Annotated in this window: 15 protein-coding genes; 13 read left to right on the forward strand and 2 right to left on the reverse strand. The window is 63.7% G+C overall.

Going from position 1 to position 19,795, the window contains the following annotated elements:
• From AB4Z01_RS19285 to AB4Z01_RS19315, 7 genes are all read left to right on the forward strand, one after another.
• Positions 1-431: helix-turn-helix transcriptional regulator (locus AB4Z01_RS19285; protein ID WP_441696198.1), on the forward strand; the 431-nt coding region annotated here is incomplete at its 5' end.
• Positions 432-1,012: 581 nt separating this feature from the next.
• Entirely contained in the window at positions 1,013-1,360 is a 348-nt protein-coding gene (locus tag AB4Z01_RS19290) for a hypothetical protein (RefSeq protein ID WP_441696200.1), read from the forward strand.
• Positions 1,361-1,573: 213 nt separating this feature from the next.
• Positions 1,574-1,834 carry a hypothetical protein gene (locus AB4Z01_RS19295; RefSeq protein ID WP_441696202.1) on the forward strand — a complete coding sequence of 87 codons (261 nt, stop codon included), beginning with the start codon at positions 1,574-1,576 and terminating at the stop codon, positions 1,832-1,834.
• A 706-nt stretch (positions 1,835-2,540) separates the two neighbouring features.
• Positions 2,541-2,828 (forward strand): ribbon-helix-helix domain-containing protein, encoded by a 288-nt coding sequence (locus tag AB4Z01_RS19300; protein WP_441696204.1) that lies wholly within the window; start codon positions 2,541-2,543, stop codon positions 2,826-2,828.
• A gap of 99 nt (positions 2,829-2,927) precedes the next feature.
• Positions 2,928-3,647, forward strand: a complete 720-nt coding sequence (locus AB4Z01_RS19305) for a hypothetical protein (RefSeq protein ID WP_441696206.1) — start codon at positions 2,928-2,930, stop codon at positions 3,645-3,647.
• Between the two features lie 526 nt (positions 3,648-4,173).
• Positions 4,174-5,310 (forward strand): calcium-binding protein, encoded by a 1,137-nt coding sequence (locus AB4Z01_RS19310; RefSeq protein WP_441696208.1) that lies wholly within the window; start codon positions 4,174-4,176, stop codon positions 5,308-5,310.
• Between the two features lie 891 nt (positions 5,311-6,201).
• Complete coding sequence (locus AB4Z01_RS19315) at positions 6,202-7,452, forward strand: peptidoglycan-binding protein (RefSeq protein ID WP_441696210.1); 1,251 nt, start codon at positions 6,202-6,204, stop codon at positions 7,450-7,452.
• Positions 7,453-7,529: 77 nt separating this feature from the next.
• Here AB4Z01_RS19315 and AB4Z01_RS19320 read toward each other — a convergent pair whose 3' ends face one another.
• Positions 7,530-9,002, reverse strand: a complete 1,473-nt coding sequence (locus AB4Z01_RS19320; protein WP_441696212.1) for a TolC family outer membrane protein — start codon at positions 9,000-9,002, stop codon at positions 7,530-7,532.
• Positions 9,003-9,542: 540 nt separating this feature from the next.
• On the reverse strand, positions 9,543-11,330 hold the full coding sequence (locus AB4Z01_RS19325) for a calcium-binding protein (RefSeq protein ID WP_441696213.1): 1,788 nt from the start codon (positions 11,328-11,330) through the stop codon (positions 9,543-9,545).
• A 692-nt stretch (positions 11,331-12,022) separates the two neighbouring features.
• On the opposite strand from AB4Z01_RS19325, the gene AB4Z01_RS19330 reads away from it, so the two are divergent.
• The 6 genes from AB4Z01_RS19330 to AB4Z01_RS19355 all read left to right on the forward strand — a co-directional run bounded on the left by AB4Z01_RS19330 (position 12,023) and on the right by AB4Z01_RS19355 (position 19,494).
• Entirely contained in the window at positions 12,023-13,117 is a 1,095-nt protein-coding gene (locus AB4Z01_RS19330; RefSeq protein WP_441696214.1) for a LysM peptidoglycan-binding domain-containing protein, read from the forward strand.
• Positions 13,118-13,145: 28 nt separating this feature from the next.
• A complete protein-coding gene (locus AB4Z01_RS19335; RefSeq protein WP_441696216.1) occupies positions 13,146-13,922 on the forward strand; it encodes a GDSL-type esterase/lipase family protein in 777 nt (258 codons plus the stop codon).
• A 368-nt stretch (positions 13,923-14,290) separates the two neighbouring features.
• Entirely contained in the window at positions 14,291-15,361 is a 1,071-nt protein-coding gene (locus AB4Z01_RS19340) for an NAD-dependent epimerase/dehydratase family protein (RefSeq protein WP_441696218.1), read from the forward strand.
• Positions 15,362-15,530: 169 nt separating this feature from the next.
• A complete protein-coding gene (locus tag AB4Z01_RS19345; protein WP_441696220.1) occupies positions 15,531-16,565 on the forward strand; it encodes a glycosyltransferase family 2 protein in 1,035 nt (344 codons plus the stop codon).
• A gap of 51 nt (positions 16,566-16,616) precedes the next feature.
• Entirely contained in the window at positions 16,617-17,795 is a 1,179-nt protein-coding gene (locus AB4Z01_RS19350; RefSeq protein WP_441696222.1) for a class I SAM-dependent methyltransferase, read from the forward strand.
• Between the two features lie 103 nt (positions 17,796-17,898).
• Positions 17,899-19,494: a lipopolysaccharide biosynthesis protein gene (locus tag AB4Z01_RS19355; protein WP_441696224.1), complete on the forward strand. Its 1,596-nt coding sequence runs from the start codon at positions 17,899-17,901 to the stop codon at positions 19,492-19,494.
• Positions 19,495-19,795: the final 301 nt, after the last annotated feature.

Consider the following 19,795-nt stretch of genomic DNA (forward strand, 5'->3'; position numbering starts at 1 on the left):
CGATCGGGGCGCTTTGCCTCGCGATGGCCGGAGGCACGTTCGTCCCTGCCAGCGCTCTCCGGAACTCCGGCAATGAGCGGCCGCAGGGGGAGCAGACCGCTCACAGCCTGCTCGGCCTCTCGGCGATCGGGGCGCTTTGCCTCGCGATGGCCGGAGGCACGTTCGTCCCTGCCAGCGCTCTCCGGAACTCCGGCAATGAGCGGCCGCAGGGGGAGCAGACCGCTCACAGCCTGCTCGGCCTCTCGGAACGGCAAGGCGCTGTCGCCGATGCCGTCGCCCTGGGCAAGCCGAACAAGATCATCGCCTATGAGCTGGACCTTTGTGAGAGCACCGTGAAGGTGCACATCCGGACCATCATGAAGAAGCTGCAGGCCCGGAACCGGACCGAAATCGCCTTCAAGCTGCATGCGGCAAAAACCCGCGCCGCATGATTTGGAAAAGGCCGCCATCGTCTGGCGGCCTTTCCAGCTTCAAGCGTTCCTTCCCGATCCGTCAACACGGGCAAGAATACTTTATCCGCAATACCGTGTGCCGGGTGACGGCCCGAACACATTCATTTCCTCGGTCGAAGCGAAATAACCATAACACAGTATTCAGGCCTCCCAAGTACGTCTTTCGGCGTAGGCTGCGGGTTCGACGCTGGATAGCGGTATCTGATGGAACAAACCGGGTTCTGCGGATTCGAGCGACGTCCTCGATAAGGGCGCCGCGGCTATGGCCGGAAATGGCGTATGCCGGCCGATCAACCTAGGTGCGCGCTCGCAGAACATACCGCGACGGGGCACAAGGAGGCGTGCAATATTGGTGATCACCATGCGCTGGAGACCGCGTCCCCACACCGAACGCAAGCCGGACGCCAGTGGACGGGCGAGCGAGCTGAGACGATACTCCAGCCCCGAAAACCTCGGATTGTGTTAAAATGCGAACGTCGCCGTCGAATGTTTCCGGCCGGCGAGGCATGCGGATAGCTCGTTCACGACCCAGTCGCAACCTCAAGGCAGGAAGAACGGTCATGTCCCCGCGACGTGTCGCGATAGAGCGAAACATCGATATCTTTCATTCCCGTTTCCAATTTGAGGAAGATCAAAACGTCCGTGACGTTTTGTTGAGCCTTCTGATCAAGGAGGAGGATAAACTCGGAAGTGCGAGAGAAAAAATGGAAATCCTTGATAGAAAGATAGCACGGGGACTGATTTTGATAGAGAAGCAAAATGATATTATTGATGCAATTAAAATCAAGAAACTGGATACGGCGGTGGCTGCCAGAATATTGGAGTTGCTGACGGATTCTCAAAACGCATTGAAGGCGTTCAAAGCAGCGATCACGCCAACGGGGATGTCGCCTGCCGAAGACGAGTGAGAGCCGACCGGTTCTGGAGCCACCGTCTGAATTTGGGCCGGGCGGCGTCCAAAATGGTTATCGAATGCAAGGGCGGGATAGCAGCGCGTGCGGTCATGCTCGTGTCGTCGAACTGGCTGCTGTGGCCGGATTCGGGTCGGCTCGGAGATCCGGGCCGGGAGGGGCAGGAATCCTTCGGTTTCGAGCAATGCCCGGGGTCGGAGCGTCGACGCGATGATCGTCTATGGGGCCTTCCCGCCGAGGCAAACCGATACTCCGCGCTGCAGTTCGACGATGCCCGGTTCAACGCCTTCCTCGCCGACCTTGCGGATCAACAGCGCCCGTCCTGACGGGACGGCCGCGCTGCTTGAGGAGAACCTGCGGACCGTTCTGCTGCTGCTCGACCCAGCCACGGCAGCGGCGCCGGCACCGAAGCGCTGCCTGCGCCACCGGGCGCTGCTTCTTGCCGGCTTCGACCTGCGGGATCGACCTTAACTTCCGAGGGCTTGGTGCTGTTCGTAGCCGGCTCCAAGCCCGACCAGGCGCCGGGGCGAGGAGGTCCGCATCCATGCCGTCCCAAAATCGCCGCTCTGCGCCGTCACCGCCGTCTCGGCTTGGCTCGCCGCCCGATACGCCGGGGCCGCTGTTCATGAGGAACGTCCCGAGATATGCCGGCAAGAGCGGCCATCGGGTGGTTTCGGCCCTCATCGCCACCGCCTTCGCCCAGAAGGAGGTCACCGCCGACTGGGCCTAGACGCGTCGAGTCGCCGACGAACACCCGCTCAAATTGTCCAAGCTTGCCGCCTTCAAGGACACAGCCGAGACTGACGTCCTGGCCTATGTGGCCTCAATGGGGACCGCCGACGCAAGCTCCATTCCACCAATCCGCTGGAGCGGCTGCACGGCAAGAACAAGCGCGGGACCGACATCCCCTGGGTTCGGCCTCGCCCGCCCGAAGCAGGCTTGGCATCTTCCCCAACGAGGCCACCATACTCGGCTTCAGACTGCGCGATCGGCATCGAGCGGTTCTAGCGGAGAGGCGACGGTCATGCACCGCCTCCGAAGCCGGTTAGTATCGGCCGCCTGAGCGGAAGGAGTACACCGCCCGTCGAAATGGATACGTCAACAGCCGAATTCCGGGCTTCAGTGATTTCGCGGTTCAAGAAGAATATAGCCATCACATTTTGAAACGGCGAAGATAATGGGCCGATCTGCAAACTTCCACTTACTGAACCCCCTCGAGCCCCGGACCCGAAATGTCACAATCGGGGGGAACAGGACCAGCATTCGCCTCGAGCAGCAGTTCTGGCGCGGGCTGGAGGAAATAGTGACGCGGGAGGGCATTCCCGTGAATGCCCTCGTGGGGCGGATCCGTGCGTCGCAGCGAAGCGACGGCAGCCTGTCCAGCGCGGTTCGCGTCTTCATCCAGGCTTACTTCTTCGCGCTAGCCCACAACTGCCGTCCGACCGTTCCGAAAGGCTACGCCTAGAGGCGTCCCCCCAATGGACGTGAGCCATCTGCGCGTGCCGACACTCCGCGGAACAGGGAGCGGCGATCATGTCGGCGAGAGATGGCATCCGAAAACGGGATGATCGGCTTCAACCGATCGCCGATCCGCGTGGCTGGGCCCGACGGCGGAGATTTGAGCACCATGGCAAGGCCCGTCTGCCGCGACGCATTGTTCCGGACCGCTCAGCGCATTTTCAGCCTTTGCATCCAGGTGGTCGCGATTCCGATCATCGCCGCAAATCTCGTCAATGTGGCGCATGCCCAGTTCGATCTACCGCCGCCGGTGCAGGAGCCTCCCCGCACGCCGGGTAGCCCGACGCCGTCCTACCCGTTGGTCAAGCCCGGATTGCCGCCGCCGGGACTGGGGATCAGCCGGCCGACACAGCCGCCAGCCGTGCCGTTCTCCGCTCCGGCCACCGTCCATGTGCGGCAAAGCAAAACCCATCCGAACGGCGTGACGATCCTGATCGACACCGTGAGCTTCCTGCCCTCCAGCATCGTCGTCTCCGTTGAGATCTTCAATCCGGCCTTTTACCGGCAGCGACTTAACCCATCCGGCAGCCTGCTGCTGACTGATGAACGTGGCAGGAGCTATTTCTTCGTCGCCCCGGTGGACAATCCGGAACTGGTGATCGGACCGCAGTCGCATGTCTTCGGCCAACTGCTCTTCCTTGGGGGAGTGGACTGGCAGGCGCGAGCTCTGCGCCTGACGATCAATCATCCGTTCGGCAGCTCGACGGATCGGATGACCGTTGTTCCCCTGTTCCAATTCAGCCTTCCCGCCGAGCCGCGGTCCTAACCCCGACTCTCACATCGTGGGTTCGGGATCCGGGCGGCGAACTCCCGCACGCGATGAGTGTCGGCGCGATTCGGAACGCCTGATCGCCGATGCAGTGGCGCGGCCGATTTCGTTGGATGCAGCCGCCCGGAGCCTGACGGATTTGTCAGCCGAAACTGCCCGGCGCAGCATTCGGGGATGCGTTCTGCGGGCGTGAAATCCCGAAGCCGCAGCAGCTCCACGGAGGATAACGCCGGCGTCGCGCCGAGGGCGATGCCGATGTCGCACATCGGTGCAGATCCAGTCTGCGGCACCGATTCGACGTGATGCGACAATTAGGCCTGAATCAAAAATCTTCGTCAGACAATAATCCGCTACCACCTAGTGCAGAAGGAAAAAACATCTCCCGCTTCGCTTCGCCGAGACTTTATTCTACATAAAATCATAAATAGTTATTCGCCGAAAATTGTTCATATAATTATTCATTTGCACACGGATGGCTGATCTCGTTTTTTGGCGAAGCAATGCTGAATGATTCGTAAGGAGAATGATCGCAATGATCATCAACGGAACCGCCAGTATCGATGATTTGTGGGGCTCGATGGGAGCAGATGTCATCGCCGGACTCGACGGCGGTGATCACATCTACGGCCAAGCCGGAGACGACAGGATCGACGGCGGCGGGGGCAAGGACTACCTGACTGGCGAGAACGGGAGCGACACGATTTTCGGGGGCAGCGAGACCGACCATCTGGTCGGGGCGAGCGGCGATGATCATCTGGATGGCGGCGCCGGTCAGGACTACATTGAAGGCGGTGTCGGCGCCGACGTCATGGATGGCGGCGACAGCAGCACGTTGAATTATCTCAGCTATCGCAACTCTCTCGCCGGGGTCACCATTGACCTGGCCACCCATGCAGCCAGCGGCGGCGAGGCGACGGGGGACCGCTTCGTCAACTTTCAGAATATCGATGGCAGTGCCTACGGCGATACCCTGACCGGCAACAGCAGTACCAACATGCTATATGGCGGGGCGGGCAACGATACGCTCAGCAGCGGGGCCGACTACGATTATCTCTACGGCCAGGACGGCAACGACGTGATGCGGGGCGGGCCAGGGGCGACCTATGCCGGCGACACCTTCGACGGCGGCAACGGCATCGATGCGGTGACCTATACCGACAGCAATGTCGGCGTGACGGTCAACCTCGCGACGGGCAAGGGCTCAGGCGGAGATGCGGCGAACGACGTCTACACCTCGGTGGAGAACGTCAACGGGTCGGCCGGGCACGACAACCTTGTCGGCAATGGCGGGGCGAATGTGCTGGATGGCTGGGCAGGTGCAGACGTGTTGACCGGGGGGGGAGGCGCAGACCGGTTCAACTTCACGTCGGTCCAGCACACGCCGGTCGTCCAGGCCGACACGATCAGCGACTTCAGCCATGCCGAGGGTGACAACGTCGTCCTGTCGGCGATCGACGCCAACATGGGCGTGGCGGGCAACCAGGCTTTCACCTTCATCGGGTCGGCGCTGTACAGCCATCATGCAGGGGAGTTGCGCTATGCCGACCGCGGTGGGGGGCACGTGACGATAGCTGGCGACGTGAATGGCGACGGCGCTTCCGACTTCCACATCGAGCTATATGGGGCTTCCCACCTCACGGCCTCGGATTTCTCTCTCTGAATCCAGTCATCCGCGGCTCGATCGCACCGAACGCCGAGGCCTTCTTTCGCTGAAAATCTTAGCGAATGCTCGAGGTTCGGAGCGCGCAAAACAAAGGGGGCCGGTTGTTTGCCGGCCCCCTGCGACAGACAGTATATAGAAATATCGGGTGCATGAATAAAATATACAATCTTTCTAAATAATTTAAGAATTTTTTGTAACTACTTGAACGGATATTTAATTTCGCAATCGCTGTAACGTCGGCAGCATGATCGCCGCCGGGACAACAACAGCGAGGTGGCTGCGTTTTGCAGGAAAATCGCGGATACGCTGGCCCGGTCGGTCTCTCCATATTGAGGTCGCGCTTTATGATCATGAAACCTCGTCGCGTTACATGAATGCGAGAGTAGCCAATGCAGACCCTGCGATCAATTTAGACCTTCAGTGAGGCGACGGCCGCGGTTGTCATCTGCTTGATGATCCCGATGGCTGAGCAGGGGCAGGCCCACACGTCGGAAGGCGTAGGCGTGCAGCAAACCGAACTCGTGCGTCACGGGAGATTCCCGGCGTCGGGCTGCGTAGGCCCTAGGGAGACACCGGGGCCATCTGAAGCCAGTTGCCCTGATGGTAGGAGAAAGTGGTAGCGCGCCGACCGGCGGACGGGCCGACTCCTTCCGAGGATCGATCCCAGGTGGACGCCCACCACCGGATGTGCATCTAGATCCAGGCGGGCCTTGTATCTAGGATCCAACTCGGGAATTGAAAGGGCTGAGCGACCTCCGCTGATCAGCCTCGCAGCTCCCCCACATGGGACCGGGCAGGCGGTGTCTTCCGCACAGAAGCGGCTTGCCCGGTCCTATGCCCAAACCGATCTCGACGACAGGCCGAATTTCAGGCGGGCAGGGAGGTCAGGTGAAGTCTCTGGCCAATTGCGAAGTCAGGTTCGATCGAGAGCCGAACGGGGCTTGCAACCCGTATGCCCGTCAGACGCTCGTGACACTGCTGATTCTGACAGGGTGTTTCGTTGCGGAAGGCTTGGCAGTCCGTTTGGCGGACGCGGCGCCTCTCGTCGAGACCGCCGAGAAACCCCGAGTTCCCGGCCTCGGGGCTTCGGCTCCAAAGTCCGAGTCTGCAGCCCAGGGGGCGGCGCCGGGAGCCGTTGTTCCGGCTCGGGATGGAACAACCGAAATCCGCCTGCCGGACAACGCCTCCGCCGAACTGCGGCGCCTGGCGCGCGATGCCGCCGCCGGACAGGCGGACGCCGAGCACGATCTCGGCACATTTTTTGCGCTCGGCATCGAGGTCCCGAACAGTTTCGAACAAGCTGCCTACTGGTATCGGCGGGCCGCCGACCAGGGCGTCGCCAGCGCCTCTTATAATCTCGGCGTACTGCTGGAGAAGGGCCTCGGGGTGCCGCGCAATTCCGAAGCGGCGGTGGCCCGCTTCCGCGAAGCTGCGGCGGCCAGACATTCAGGTGCACTGAATGCCCTGGGCCTCGCCTGCCTCAGCGGCTCAGGCACGACACGCGATCCTGTGGAGGCGCTGCTCTGGTTTCGCCGGGCCAGCGCTGCCGGAAACCCGCGCGGCGCCTACAATGTGGCCCGGCTCTATGAGAATGGTGAGCTTGGGCTCCCCGATCCCCGGGCCGCTATCGGCTGGTACCAGGTGGCGGCCGATGCCGGAAACGAGCAGGCCAGGGAGGCATTGGCAAGGCTGCAGTCGACCGCCGGCACCGGTGGCCTCGTTGTCTCGCGCGTCGGTTTTGTCGGCTTGGTCCCGGGGGCGGACCCGCTTCCGTTGAGCCAGGTGGTCATGCCCGACGATGACTCGGACCGGATCCTGGACGACCTGGCTGCGCGGTTGACGGTGCCGGCGCAGCGAAGCCGTGCCGCAACGGCGATCGCAACTGGACCGGACGGCACTGGAACACGGCCTGCGGCTGCGTCGGAGCGACCGGTGACCGCTGCCGAGATCGCCGAGATCCAGCGGTTGCTGACTCAGATAAATCTCGATGCTGGGCGGATTGACGGCCGGATGGGGCGCAAGACCCGGTCCGCCATCGCCGCATTCCAGCGGGGCCACGACCTGCCGATCACGCGACGCCCCTCAGTGGCGCTGCTGGAGGCTCTTCGCACCGCCACCCTTGTCGCCCAGAGGGATTGACCGGAAACGATTGAGACGAGGCGAACCGTGACCATTGTCGTGCTGATCGATCGCCGACGCCTTTACCTGGATGACCATCATTCGTCGACCGACGTACCCCACCAGCGGGCGCGGGTCTTCTGATAATCCGGCTCCGGGTCGTAGACCTTGACCGGCAGGCCCATATCCTGCGCGGTCAACGTGCCGACGGCATTGCGCAGCTGGTAGCCTGCGACCACCTCGTTGCGCCGCGCCTGGACCAGGTTGAGCTGGGCGTCGAGCAGGTTCTGCTGCTCGGTCAGCACGTCGAGCACGGTGCGCGATCCGACCTGCGCTTCCTGCTGCAGGCCTTCCACTGCTACCTGCTCGGCCTTGACCGCAGCCTGGAACGACTTGATCGCCGCCCGCGCCGTCACCAGCGCCTGCCATGACTGCACGGCGCTCTGGATCGCCTGTCGTCGTTGCGATTCGATCTGGATGCGGCGCTGGCCATGTGTGTAGCGGGCCTGGCGCACGAGCGATTCCTGATTCCCCTGGGAGTACAGCGGGATGGTCACCTGCGCGAGGATCGCGGCGGAGTCGATGCGGCTCTGCGCACCGTCGCTCGATTGCGGATGAGAGATGGTCGAATATTGCCGTTGTATCCGCGCCTGCACGTCGATCGACGGCAGCAGGGCGCCGAACTGCAGATCGATGTTGTCGGCCGCGGCGCGTTCGGTGAACACTGCAGCGACGATGCCCGGATAGTTCGACTGGGCGTTCCGGATCGCGTCCTGCATCGACGCCGGCAGCCCAGAGGGCACCGCCGGCGTCTCGAGCGATCCCGGCGGCTGACCGATGAAGCGCTCGAAGGTCGCGCGGCTCGCGCGCAGCGTGCCTTCCGCTTCCACACGGCCGGCAACGGCACTGGCCAGGCTGGCCTCGGCCTGGCTGACGTCGGTTCGGGTCACCTCGCCGACATTGAGCCGGTCCTGGGTCGCCTGCAACTGTCGGCGCAGTACCGCCTCGTTGCTCCGCTGCACGTCGAGCGCCGCCTGGGCCTGGACCACATCGGCATAGGCCGTGGCGGCGTCGAGCAGCACCGTCTGTTCGGTGGTCTGGACGACCGCGCGGGTCGCCATCACAGTGTTCTCGGCCTGGTTCACCGAAGCCTGGGTTCTACCGCCATTGTAGATATTCTGCGTGACGGTGATGCCAAGCGTGGCCGGGTTGACCTCGTGCCAGTAGCCTTCCCGGCCGCCGGAACTCAGAGGGTCGCCTCTTCTGCCGCTGGGCTGCAACTGCGAGATGAGGCCGGTTGCCGGGACACTGTCGGTGGTGGTGTTGCTGAACTGGCTTTCAATGCTGGCGTCCGCGGTGATCTGAGGCCGGTAGCCCGACAGCGCTTGGGCGACGCCTTCATTGACCGCCTTGAGATTGGCGATATCGGCGGCCAAGTCCGGGTTGGTGGCATAGGCCGATGCCAGCGCCTCGGTCATCGACTGGGCCGAGGCTGGGGTGGTGCCCAGCATCAGGGCGGCGGACAACGCCGCGGTGGAGAGCCCGAACCGTCCATATCGTGTCATCGTCATACACCGCAGTCGTGGGGCCATCCTGCCCATCAAGTGCCGATTCCATGGCGGCCAAGAGGGAATCGAGGCAGTTCATCGACCAGCATCTCCGGGACGAAATGGTTCTCTGATCCCGGTGTGGCTGCAAGTCATCCAAAGGGGATAGAAGGTGCCGGCCTGCTGACGACTCACCCCATGCGTCCTGTGCGATCCGGCGGCCTTCGGCTGTAGGTTTGATCGATGGCCGAGGATCCGGCAGCCAGCTGTACCCGGCCGTCGCTGCCGTCATGACGTCTGCAGGCGAAGGCTCGGACCAGGGCGGGTGGAGCGAAGGCTGCGTCCTGACGATGCTGAGCCACGAACTGCGGATGTCGTTGGCCGCCATCGCCGACCCGACGTTCTGTCCTCGAAGCGATACTCTGCTTCGACGATGGAGCGGTTTGTGGCCTGCGCGGCCGAAATCGCGGGTTCAGCCATCGTTTCCAGACTTGAGCGCCCGACGCCGAGGTTCACGAGGCGGGACGGCGCCGGTATCCCGGCGCCGTCGTCATGCTCAAGAACCTACAGAACGAAGTCGCTGGCGCTCAGCGACGGCACGGCCACGCCGATCTCGAAATCGGCGTGCCCGTCCCCGTTGATGTCACCGCTGACGACCCCGCCGGCGAAGCGCAACTCCCCGGCATGGCCACTGAAAGCGGTGGTGCCGATGTAGCTGAAGGCCTGGTTGCCGGACACACCGGCGGCGGCGTCGATGTAGGACAGATCGATCTTGTCCTGCCCGGCGGTGAAGTCGGTGATCACGTCGCGATTGGCGCCGACCGCTGAATCGGCCGGGGTCATAAAGCGAAAGGTGTCCACCGCGTCCCCGCCGGTGAGGACGTCCTTGCCGGCGCCACCGTCCAGGAGATCCTTGCCCAGGCCGCCGTTGAGAATGTCGTCGCCACCAAGCCCGGCCAGAGCGTTGTTGCCGTCGTTGCCGACGAGGCGGTTGGCGCCGGCATTGCCGACGGCCGTCAGGGCCCACAGCCCGTAGAGCTGCACGTTCTCGACATTCTGTACCGTGCTGTCGAGGGTCGTCGAGTAGCAGGTCACAATCCAGTCGTTGCCCTCGCCTGCCTTCTCGTTCACCACGTCGGCGCGATCATCGATATAGTAGATGTCGTCGCCCACACCGCCCGTCATCAGATCGGCGCCGCTGTTGCCGACGAGCGTGTCGTTGCCGTCGCCCCCGCTCAATGCGTCATTCCCGGTTCCGCCACGGACGAGATCATTGCCGGTGCCGCCGTTGAGGCAATCCGTTCCGGCACCGCCGTCGAGGGTGTCATCGTCGGCACCGCCATCGATCTCATCGATGCCATCGCCGCCGAGAATGATGTCGCGGCCGCCATCGCCGAACAGCTTGTCATCACCGACGCTGCCGGAGATCCCGTCGTCGCCGGCGTCACCATGGATCTTGTCGTCGCCGGCGCCACCGTCGATCGAGTCCTTGCCGTCGCCGCCCTGGAGGATGTCCTGGTCGAGACCGCCGCCGAGGACGTCGTCGCCGGCGCCACCCAGGACGAGGTCATCACCCTCATAGCCGCTCAGCAGGTCGGTGCCGGCGCCCCCGTCGAGCTTGTCGTTGCCGGCATTGCCGATGATGATGTCCAGCCCGTCGCCGCCGGTGACGATGTCGTCTCCGAGCCCGCCATAGATCGTATCGTCGTCATTGCCGCCGTCGATCACATCACGGCCATCGCCACCATCGATCAGATCGTCGCCGTTCTCACCAAACAGGTAGTCGTCACCGGCGTTGCCGTTGAGCCGGTCGGAATCGTCACCACCCCGGAGCCGATCGGCGCCGTCACCACCATTGAGCACATCGAGTCCGGCGCCACCCCAGAGGACATCGTCGCCAGCATCGCCGTAAAGGATGTCATTGCCGTTATCGCCGTTCAGAGCATCGGTATCGTCGCCGCCCCAGACGCGGTCATCACCGTCTCCGCCGCCGAGCGTGTCCGCGCCCAGCCCACCATACAGCAGGTCGTTGCCATCGTCACCGTCGAGCCGGTCGTTGCCGCTGCCACCGGCGAGTGTGTCGTTGCCGCTGCCCCCATTCAGGGTGTCGGTACCGTCGCCGCCATAAAGCGTATCATTGCCGCCGCCGCCATCGAGATTGTCCAGACCGGCGCCACCGGACAACGTGTCATCACCTCCATTGCCATAGAGAAAATCATCGCCGTCATTGCCGTATAATGTGTCATTTCCGTCGAGGCCGGAGACATGATCATTCCCGGCCAAAGCGTCGATAGTATCGGATCCGGCCAACCCCGAGATCACGTCATCGCCTGATGTAGGGAAGTTTGCCATCGTTTCCTCATAGAATGAAAAGGATCGACGCCTTGGCTGAGAGACGAAGGTCAGCGTGCCGCCACTAAAAGACTCAGTCCGACTGGCTCGCTTGCCTGGTATTCGGGATCTTCACAATGGAGCCTGACGACAGGAAAGTAATCTATCTGCCATTTAGGGTGTAAGATGGTATTCAAAGATCGGATACGGGTCGGCCGTATGGACGAAAACAAGATAGAAAGCGCAATAAATGCCTTTGATATCTGGCGCCGGACCAGGCATAGGGTTAACCAGGTAATGCATTGGAAGGATGACGTCGGCTGAAGGCTTTAGTCTGGATACACCTTCGTCGCCGATCTCCCGTAGCATTGTTCTGTTGCGAGCAAGAAAGCCACGGAAGCCTATTGGAACACGTGCGCACCCCCCCCCGGTGTCGGTCTGTCGTTGCCGTCGCATGATGTTGATCTTCTCTCCCGTATAGATCTGGCCGAGACTGAGTGCACTTGCTTCTCCGGACGTATCCACAAAAGAGGTACTCGTATTCAATAAACATCTATATTATCCTGTGAAAACAGGTAATCGTTTTCGGAATTTGGTTATAGATGGCGCCGAGGCGGCGAAGAGCGCCGGGGCGGAGCGGGAGACTTGCGGGCGGGCATCAAGTGGCCGCGCGGAGCCGGGCAGGTTCGGCGCCTCATCTGGGCAGATCCTAAGTGAAACACGCATTCCTGATCTATGGCGCTGCCCTCGCGCTCTTCCCGGCGTCGTCCACGATCGTGTACCGGCTGTCAACCGAGGCATCGGATCCGCAGCCGGTCGAAATGTCTCCAGTGATCCCGTCGTCGCTGCCCGCCACCGATAGCCTCATGACGTCGATCAAGCTCCCATCGCCTTCGACCCCGGATGGGCATGAGACCGGGCGGAGCGGGGACGTCGCGCATGAGCCCCTCCTGCGGTTCGACGCGATCCGGATCAATTCCAGCGGATACCAGGTGATCGCCGGCCAAGGGCCTGCCGGAAGCCGGATCACTCTGCGGGATGGCGCGAAAGCGATCGGGTCGGTCGATGCCGATGCCGATGGCGACTGGGTCTTCGTCTCGGAAGAGCCGATCGCGCCCGGTGATCATCAGATCTCACTCAGTGCGACGCAGAACGGCCGCACGACGGCGTCCGGCGATATCGCGCTGGTCATCGTTCCTTCGCGCGACGGAACCATCGACGGCCTGCCGGCGGGGCCGGGTCAGGGCGACGGCAAGCCGCTCGTCTTGGTGATCCCGAAGGCCGGCGGCGCCTCCACCATCCTGCAGGCTCCGGACGCCGCCGCCGCGGCGCTGCCCGGCCTGTCCATCGATGTCGTCGACTACGGCGAAGACGGCGCAGTGATTATCAGTGGGCACGGCGCAGGCGGTGCCCTCGTCCGGCTCTATCTCGACAACCTCCCGATCGGCGAAGGGTGGATCGACACCGCGGGCGCATTCCGGATCTCGGCAGACCGGCCGATCGCCCCGGGCACATACCGCCTGCGGGCCGACCAGTTGGATGCTGACGGTCGGGTGACCGACCGGACCGAAACGCCCTTCCAGCGCGCGGCCCCGGCCGACCTCGCCCTGGCCCAGGGGAAGGTCGTCGTCCAGCCGGGCAGCAGCTTATGGCGGATCGCGCACAGCGCGTATGGGCAGGGCACCCGCTACACCATCATCTACATGGCCAACCGCGTGCAGATCCGCGATCCGGACCTGATCTATCCGGGCCAGGTCCTCACCGTTCCCGCCCCGCTGGCATCGGCCACGATCGGGCGCACCTTGTGAACGGCGGCCGCGATTACGGCGGATCGCCATGGTCCGCGCGCAGCGGGGCCACCGGCATCGATCGGCGATGAAAATCCTGGCCCTGATCCTTGCCGCCCTGCTCGTCGCGGTCGCGCTCGAATCCCAGCTTCCGCAGCGCGTCATGGCGCGCTTCCTGCCCGATATTGCCTTCCTCCAGCCCCGCCACCGCGTGGATCCGTTGCCCGTGCAGCTGTCGTGGCTGTATCCCACGGCTCATGCCGAGATCGTGATGCTGGGCGACAGCCTCACCGCCGCGCCGCAATGGAACGAGCTGCTGCCCGGCCGCGATGTCGTCAACCGGGGCGCCTCCGGTGATACGGTGGGCCAGATCCTGGAGCGAGTCGACGCCGTCACGAGACTGCACCCACGTCTCGTCTTCGTAATGGTCGGGTCCAACGATCTCGGATACGGTACGCCGCCGGCCGCGCTCCAGCAGCCTTTCCGGGCACTGATTGACCGACTGAGAAAGGAGGGGGCCGGAATCGTTATCCAATCCGTGCTCTATGTCGCAGACGACCATGCCTGGCCGGACATCCGGCGCCAATGGGACTTCCGGCGCAACGATCAGATCCGCATCCTGAACGACGGTCTGAAGGCGCTCGCCGCGGAGACCGGCAGCGGCTATCTCGATCTCAATGCCGGGCTCGCACCGGGTGGAGTGCTGCCGGCCGAACTGACCACCGACGGGCTGCACCTCTGCGCCGCCGCGTACATGCGATGGGCGGCGATGGTGGAGGCGTATCTGCAGGGTGGAGAGGCAGGCGTGGAGACCAGTGGCGGCTGACACGCGGCGCTCGCGATATCCGGCCAGCCGGCGGTGTCCGATGCTTCGGGACGAGGACCCGCTCCCACACGCCGGGATGTTTGCGGCGGGGCATCCGGTCGATCCGTGTATTCATCCGGCTGTGCCGCTTGGCAGGCCGCTGTCTTAAAGAATGATGCTCCTCCAGAAATCGGACGATAACTTCGAACATTGGTGGGAGAGGGGGCTCCCTCCGGTGGCGGCCAAGACGAACGATTGCCGTGAAGTCCCCTCCGATCGGATCTCTCGGAAGACGATCACTCGATGACATAGCATCTAACTCGGCCCGTCGAACTGACATGGGCCTACAGGACGACAATGCCGCGCCGTCAAGCTGAGGGGAACACCGCATGCGAGTTCTGGTTACGGGTCATCGGGGGTATATCGGCACGGTGATGGTCCCGATGCTGCTGCAGGCGGGTCACAGCGTGACCGGATGCGACAGCGATCTCTATGAGCGGTGCACTTACGAGGCCGGAGGCGACATCGCGGAGGTCCCGAACATCCGCAAGGACATCCGAGACATCGTACCGCGCGACCTCGAGGGCTTCGAGGCCGTGATCCATCTGGCCGCCCTGTCAAACGATCCGCTGGGCGACCTCAATCCCGACATCACCTACAGCATCAATCACCTCGGCAGCGTGCATGTCGCCCAGGCGGCGAAGGCGGCTGGAGTCGGCCGCTTCCTGTTCGCCTCGTCGTGCAGCAACTATGGCCTTGCCGGCGACGAGATGGTGGATGAAAGCGCGGTGCTTAACCCGGTGACGGCCTATGGTCGGTCGAAGGTGTGGGCGGAGCGTGACATCTCCCGCCTGGCCGACGACAGCTTCTGTCCGGTCTATTTCCGCCCGGCCACGGCCTATGGGCTGTCGCCCCGCGTGCGCTTCGACATCGTCCTCAACAATCTCGTCGCCTGGGCCGTGACCAAGGGGCTGATCTACCTGAAGTCCGACGGCACGCCCTGGCGTCCTATCGTCCACATCCAGGACATCTCACGCGCCTTCCTGGCGGGTCTGCGCGCGCCAGCCGAGGCGGTGTTCAACCAGGCGTTCAATGTTGGCCGCACCGAACACAATTACCGCATCCGGGAGATCGCCGAGATCGTCGCGGAGGTCGTCCCTGGCTGCCGCCTGGAGATCGCGGCGGACGCCGGGCCCGACAAGCGGTCTTACCGGGTGAGCTTCGAGAAGATCGCCCGCGTCCTGCCGGAGTTCCAGCCGCAATGGGACGTGCACCGGGGGGCCGAGCAGCTCTATGCCGCCTATCGGTGCTCGCGCCTGACGCTGGAGGAATTCGAAGGTCCCCGCTACCAGCGGATCAGCCATATTCGCAAGCTGATGGCGGATGGCATCCTCGGTGCGGATCTCCGTCGCACCGGCCGGATGCCCGCGCAGAAGCCGTCGGCCTGTGCGGCCGAGTGACAGGCTGGGGCGCACCCACTCAGCTCGGGAAAGCCAGGCATCGATGCTCGAATGAATAGTCAATTCGAATATTTAAGATTCTAACGGCCAAACAGAAAAGCCCATCCAATCTTGCCGATTTCATGATTGGCCAGTAACCAAAAAATCTCGCAGTGGAAGGGTGTGTCAGTTGCAGCTTCGGCCCAATGGGCGAAAGCAGGGGATTGCTATGGTCAAGAGTGGGTGCCGGGTCTCGATTGGCTTGCCCGTCTATAATGGCGAGAACTATCTGGCCGAAGCCATCGATTCGGTTCTGGCCCAGAGCTTTGCGGATTTCGAGCTGATCATCTGCGACAATGGCTCAACAGATCGGACGGAGGAGATCTGCCGCCGCTATGCCGCGTCCGATCCGCGTGTCCGGTATCACCGAAATCCCCGGAACCTGGGGGCGAGCGCCAATTTCAGCCGGACCTTCGAGCTGGCTACCGGGGAGTATTTCCGGTGGCTCGCCCACGATGACCTGCTGGCGCCGGAATGCCTCGATCGCTGCGTTGCCGCGCTGGACCGGCAGCCGGACGCGATCCTGGCGCAACCCCTCGTCGGCCTCGTCGACGCCAAGGGCACGGTCAAGTTCGTCGGCGATGACGGCCTTCAAGCGGCCGCCTCGCCGCGGGTGACCGAGCGCTTCGCAGCGCTGGTCCGGCATCCCCGGTACTGCTGGGAGGTCTTCGCGCTCGTCCGGCGGGACATCATGGCCAAGACCGGCCTGCTTGCGCCTTTCTCCTGCTCGGACGTCGTCCTCTGCATCGAGATGGGGCTGCTGGGGCGCTTCGCCCTGGTACCCGAGCCGCTGTTCCTGAACCGGGATCATCCCGAGCGCTTCAGCCATGCGGTCCTGATCGACCGCGCTGCATCCTGGCGGTGGTGGAACAACAACGACCGAGCCCGCCTGCTGGATCTCTGCCCCAGCTGGCAGATCCAGTTGCACACCCTGCGGGCAATCCGCAAGCATGTCTCCAGTCGGGCGGAGCGCCGGGGGCTGTATCTCGGGCTGCTGCGCCACGTCCTCACCCGGCACACGATGTCTCGGCTGGTGATCGAGCCGCTTACCGCGGCGGATCCCCGAATCCAGGTCCTGGGGCGGCGGATCAAGTGTTGGCTGCGAGGCCGAAAAGCGCCCTTCAGCTCGGTGCGGATCCGGCCAGGCTCCGAAGTGCCGAAATGAGAGGCGCCATCCGTGCCGGCGGCGCGGCCTCCCGGCTCGAAGGAACCTGCCATGACCGTTGAGATCGTTTGCCCTGCCTGCGGCGACGAGGTCGGCGACTCGTTCTACGACCTGCCCGCGATCCCGACCAACAGTTGCCTGCTGATCAACGACCGGGAGGCGGCGCTGGCCTTCCCGGTCGCCCCGTTGCGGCTGAGCCTCTGCCCGGGCTGCGGTTTCATCTTCAACGCCGCCTGGGAAGGGTCGCGGACGGTCTATTCGGAATCCTACGAAGAGACCCAGGGCTTCTCACCGACCTTCAACGCCTTCCATGAGCGTCTCGCCCGCGACCTGATCGATCGGAATGGCCTGCGTGGCAAGCGCGTGATCGAGATCGGCTGCGGCAAGGGTGAGTTTCTCGCGCTGCTGTGCCGGCTCGGGGACAATGAAGGGGTGGGCTACGACCCCACCTTCATGCCGGGTCGCCTCAACGACGCCACGGCCGGGCGCGCCCGATTCCTCCGCGAGCTCTTCGACGAGACGACCGGACCCATCGCCTGCGATTTTCTGTGCTGCAAAATGACGCTCGAGCACATTCCGGACGTCGGCCGCTTCGTCGGAATGATCCGCCGCGCCCTCGATGGTCAGGAGGGCACCTGTGTCTTCTTCCAGGTGCCCAACGCCAGGCTGGTCCTGCAGGACGGGGCATTCTGGGACGTCTACTACGAGCATTGCTCCTACTTCACGGCGCACAGCCTGTCGGGTCTCTTCCAGCGCTGTGGCTTCGCCGTGGACCGCGTGTGGACCGATTATGACGACCAGTACCTGATGATCGAGGCCCGGCCTGCGAGCGCTCCAGTGTCGGTCCCGACCGGCCAAGCGGCGGTGGCGGAGATCCGGCAATGGGCCGAGGAGTTCCGGCAGGGCGTCGGGGCCGCGATCTCGGCCTGGCGCGAGCAACTGACGGATGCGGCTGCGTCGGGCCGGCGGACGGTGCTCTGGGGGTCGGGCTCGAAGTCCGTCGCCTTCCTGACCACGGTGGGCCTTAACGGCGAGGTGGCATCGGTCGTGGACATCAACCCGTTTCGCCACGGACGCTACCTGCCGGCCACCGGCCACGAGATCATATCGCCCGACGAGCTATCGACAACACCGCCCGACCTGGTGGTGGTGATGAACTCTGTCTACCGCGACGAGATCCGGAAGATGCTGCAGGCCCAGGGGTGCGACCCCGAACTGCGGTGCCTCTAGTCATGCCCAATCACCCGTTCGACGGTTGCCGGCGCGCGGCCGGACCATCCACCCTCTCGTCCCGTGCGGCCGGGACATTGCCGTCGTCACCCGGAGAACGCCCGTGATTGGCCGGAAGATCGCCTTCGCCGTTTCGGCCTCGTGGCTCAGCCAAGTGATCCGGATCGGGCTCAACCTCCTGATCCTGCCGATCATGTTTCATGCGATGAACCCCGAGGAACTCGGGCTTTGGTTGGTTCTCGGCCAGAGCACGATCTTCCTCAGCATCCTCATGGAGGCCGGCCTCACCCCGACCATCACGCGACGGATCGCCTTCGTGGCGGGCCGGAACCTGTCCGGACCCGACCGGCCGTTGGATGAGGAGTCGCGGCGCGACCTTTCGGATATGCTGGCATCCGGGCGCATCGCCTACCGCTTCGTGTCGATCGGCGTCTTCATCGTCACCTTCGCGCTGGGCAGCCTGTATCTCTGGAATCTGGAGCTGCGGCAGGTCTCGCCGACCACGGCATGGATCGCCTGGATTCTGCTGTGCCTCGGATACGCTACCATGGCCTGGTCCGGCCTATGGACGGCGCTGGCCACCGGCCTGGGCTACGTCGCCGCCGGCACCATCGCCTCCACCGTGGTCGGGATCGCGACCCTGCTGGCGCAGATGGTGGTGGTGCTGGCCGGCGGCGGCCTGCTCTGGCTCGCGATCGTCTCGGCGCTCGGCGGCGTCGTCGTCCGCCTCTCGCTGCGCCTCTATGTCCAGCGCCGGCAGCCGCACCTGTTCTCGGTGCCCGGCCGCTGGGACGGGGCGCTGATGCGCGGCATGATGGCGCCTGCGATCCGGTCGTGGCTCACGGCCGTCGGTTTCGCCGTGCTGTTCAAGACGGACCAGTACTTTATCGCGATCTATGTCGACACGGCACAGGTGCCGGCCTACTACGCCGTCTACACCCTGCTGCACAACCTCGCGATCCTGGCCTTGGCCCTGGGCCAGACCTCCAGCGTTTATGTCAGCCAGCTCTGGCACAGTGGCACGATGGAGGAGATCCACGAGATCGTTCTGCGCAGCCTCCGGATCACGCTGATCCTGATGGTCTCCGGCGTGGCGACGCTTCTGGTCGTGGGTCAGGATCTCATCGGCGTCTGGATCGGGCCCGACCATTTCGCGGGCTTTCCGGTGCTGACCGCCCTCGGCGTCATGTTCGTGCTGTGCGTCCAGCAGAATGCGGTCCTCACCTTCGCCCGGGCGACCGAGAACGAGGTCTATGCCGTTCCCTTTCTGCTCGCGGGCGGGCTGGCCCTCCTCCTGTCCTGGGGGCTGGTGCCACATCTGGGGCTGCTCGGCGCCGCCCTGGCCACGCTGCTGGCCCAGCTGTTGACGACCAACTGGATCGTCTTGCGCGACGGACTGCGACGACTGCGGGTGTCAATGGCGACCTATGGCCGGACCTGCCTCCTGCCGCTGGTGCCGGTCTCGCTGGTGACCTATTTCGGCACGATGGCGGTCGCGGGCGGATCGTTGTTGCCGAGCGCACTCGACCGGCTGCTGGCCGGGACGTCCGTCGGGATGACCGTTTGCCTGGCCGGCCTCTGGCTGTTCGGCCTCAGCCCGGCCAACCGGTCCCAGGTCCGCAGCGCGCTGCGCGCCACCATGCGCCGGCGCCGGCGTGCCGGCCAGCAGCAAACGGAGCCGCCAGTCCATTCCGGCTGAGAACCCCGGAGTCGTACAAGGGGTTGCTTTTCCGATACCCATTTGGTGGTAGGCACCCGTCCAAATTCATCACTTAAGACAATCTGTGCCCGACAGAATAATCATGGTCAGGCATCCATATCGTTAGTCTCTGGCTCAATCTTAGTGACGTGACCGCTGAGATTTTTCTGAAGATACTTCTACTATGCTGACAAGGATGGTGAATTATCGATTTAGGGAAAGACTATAAACAATAGGGTGTCACGATTTGTGGGTTCGGGTCCGAGACTGATCACGACTGCCGCATTGGCGATCCGCTGTT

The organism is Inquilinus sp. YAF38 (assembly GCF_052113205.1).
In the GTDB taxonomy this organism is placed as follows: Bacteria; Pseudomonadota; Alphaproteobacteria; order DSM-16000; family Inquilinaceae; genus Inquilinus.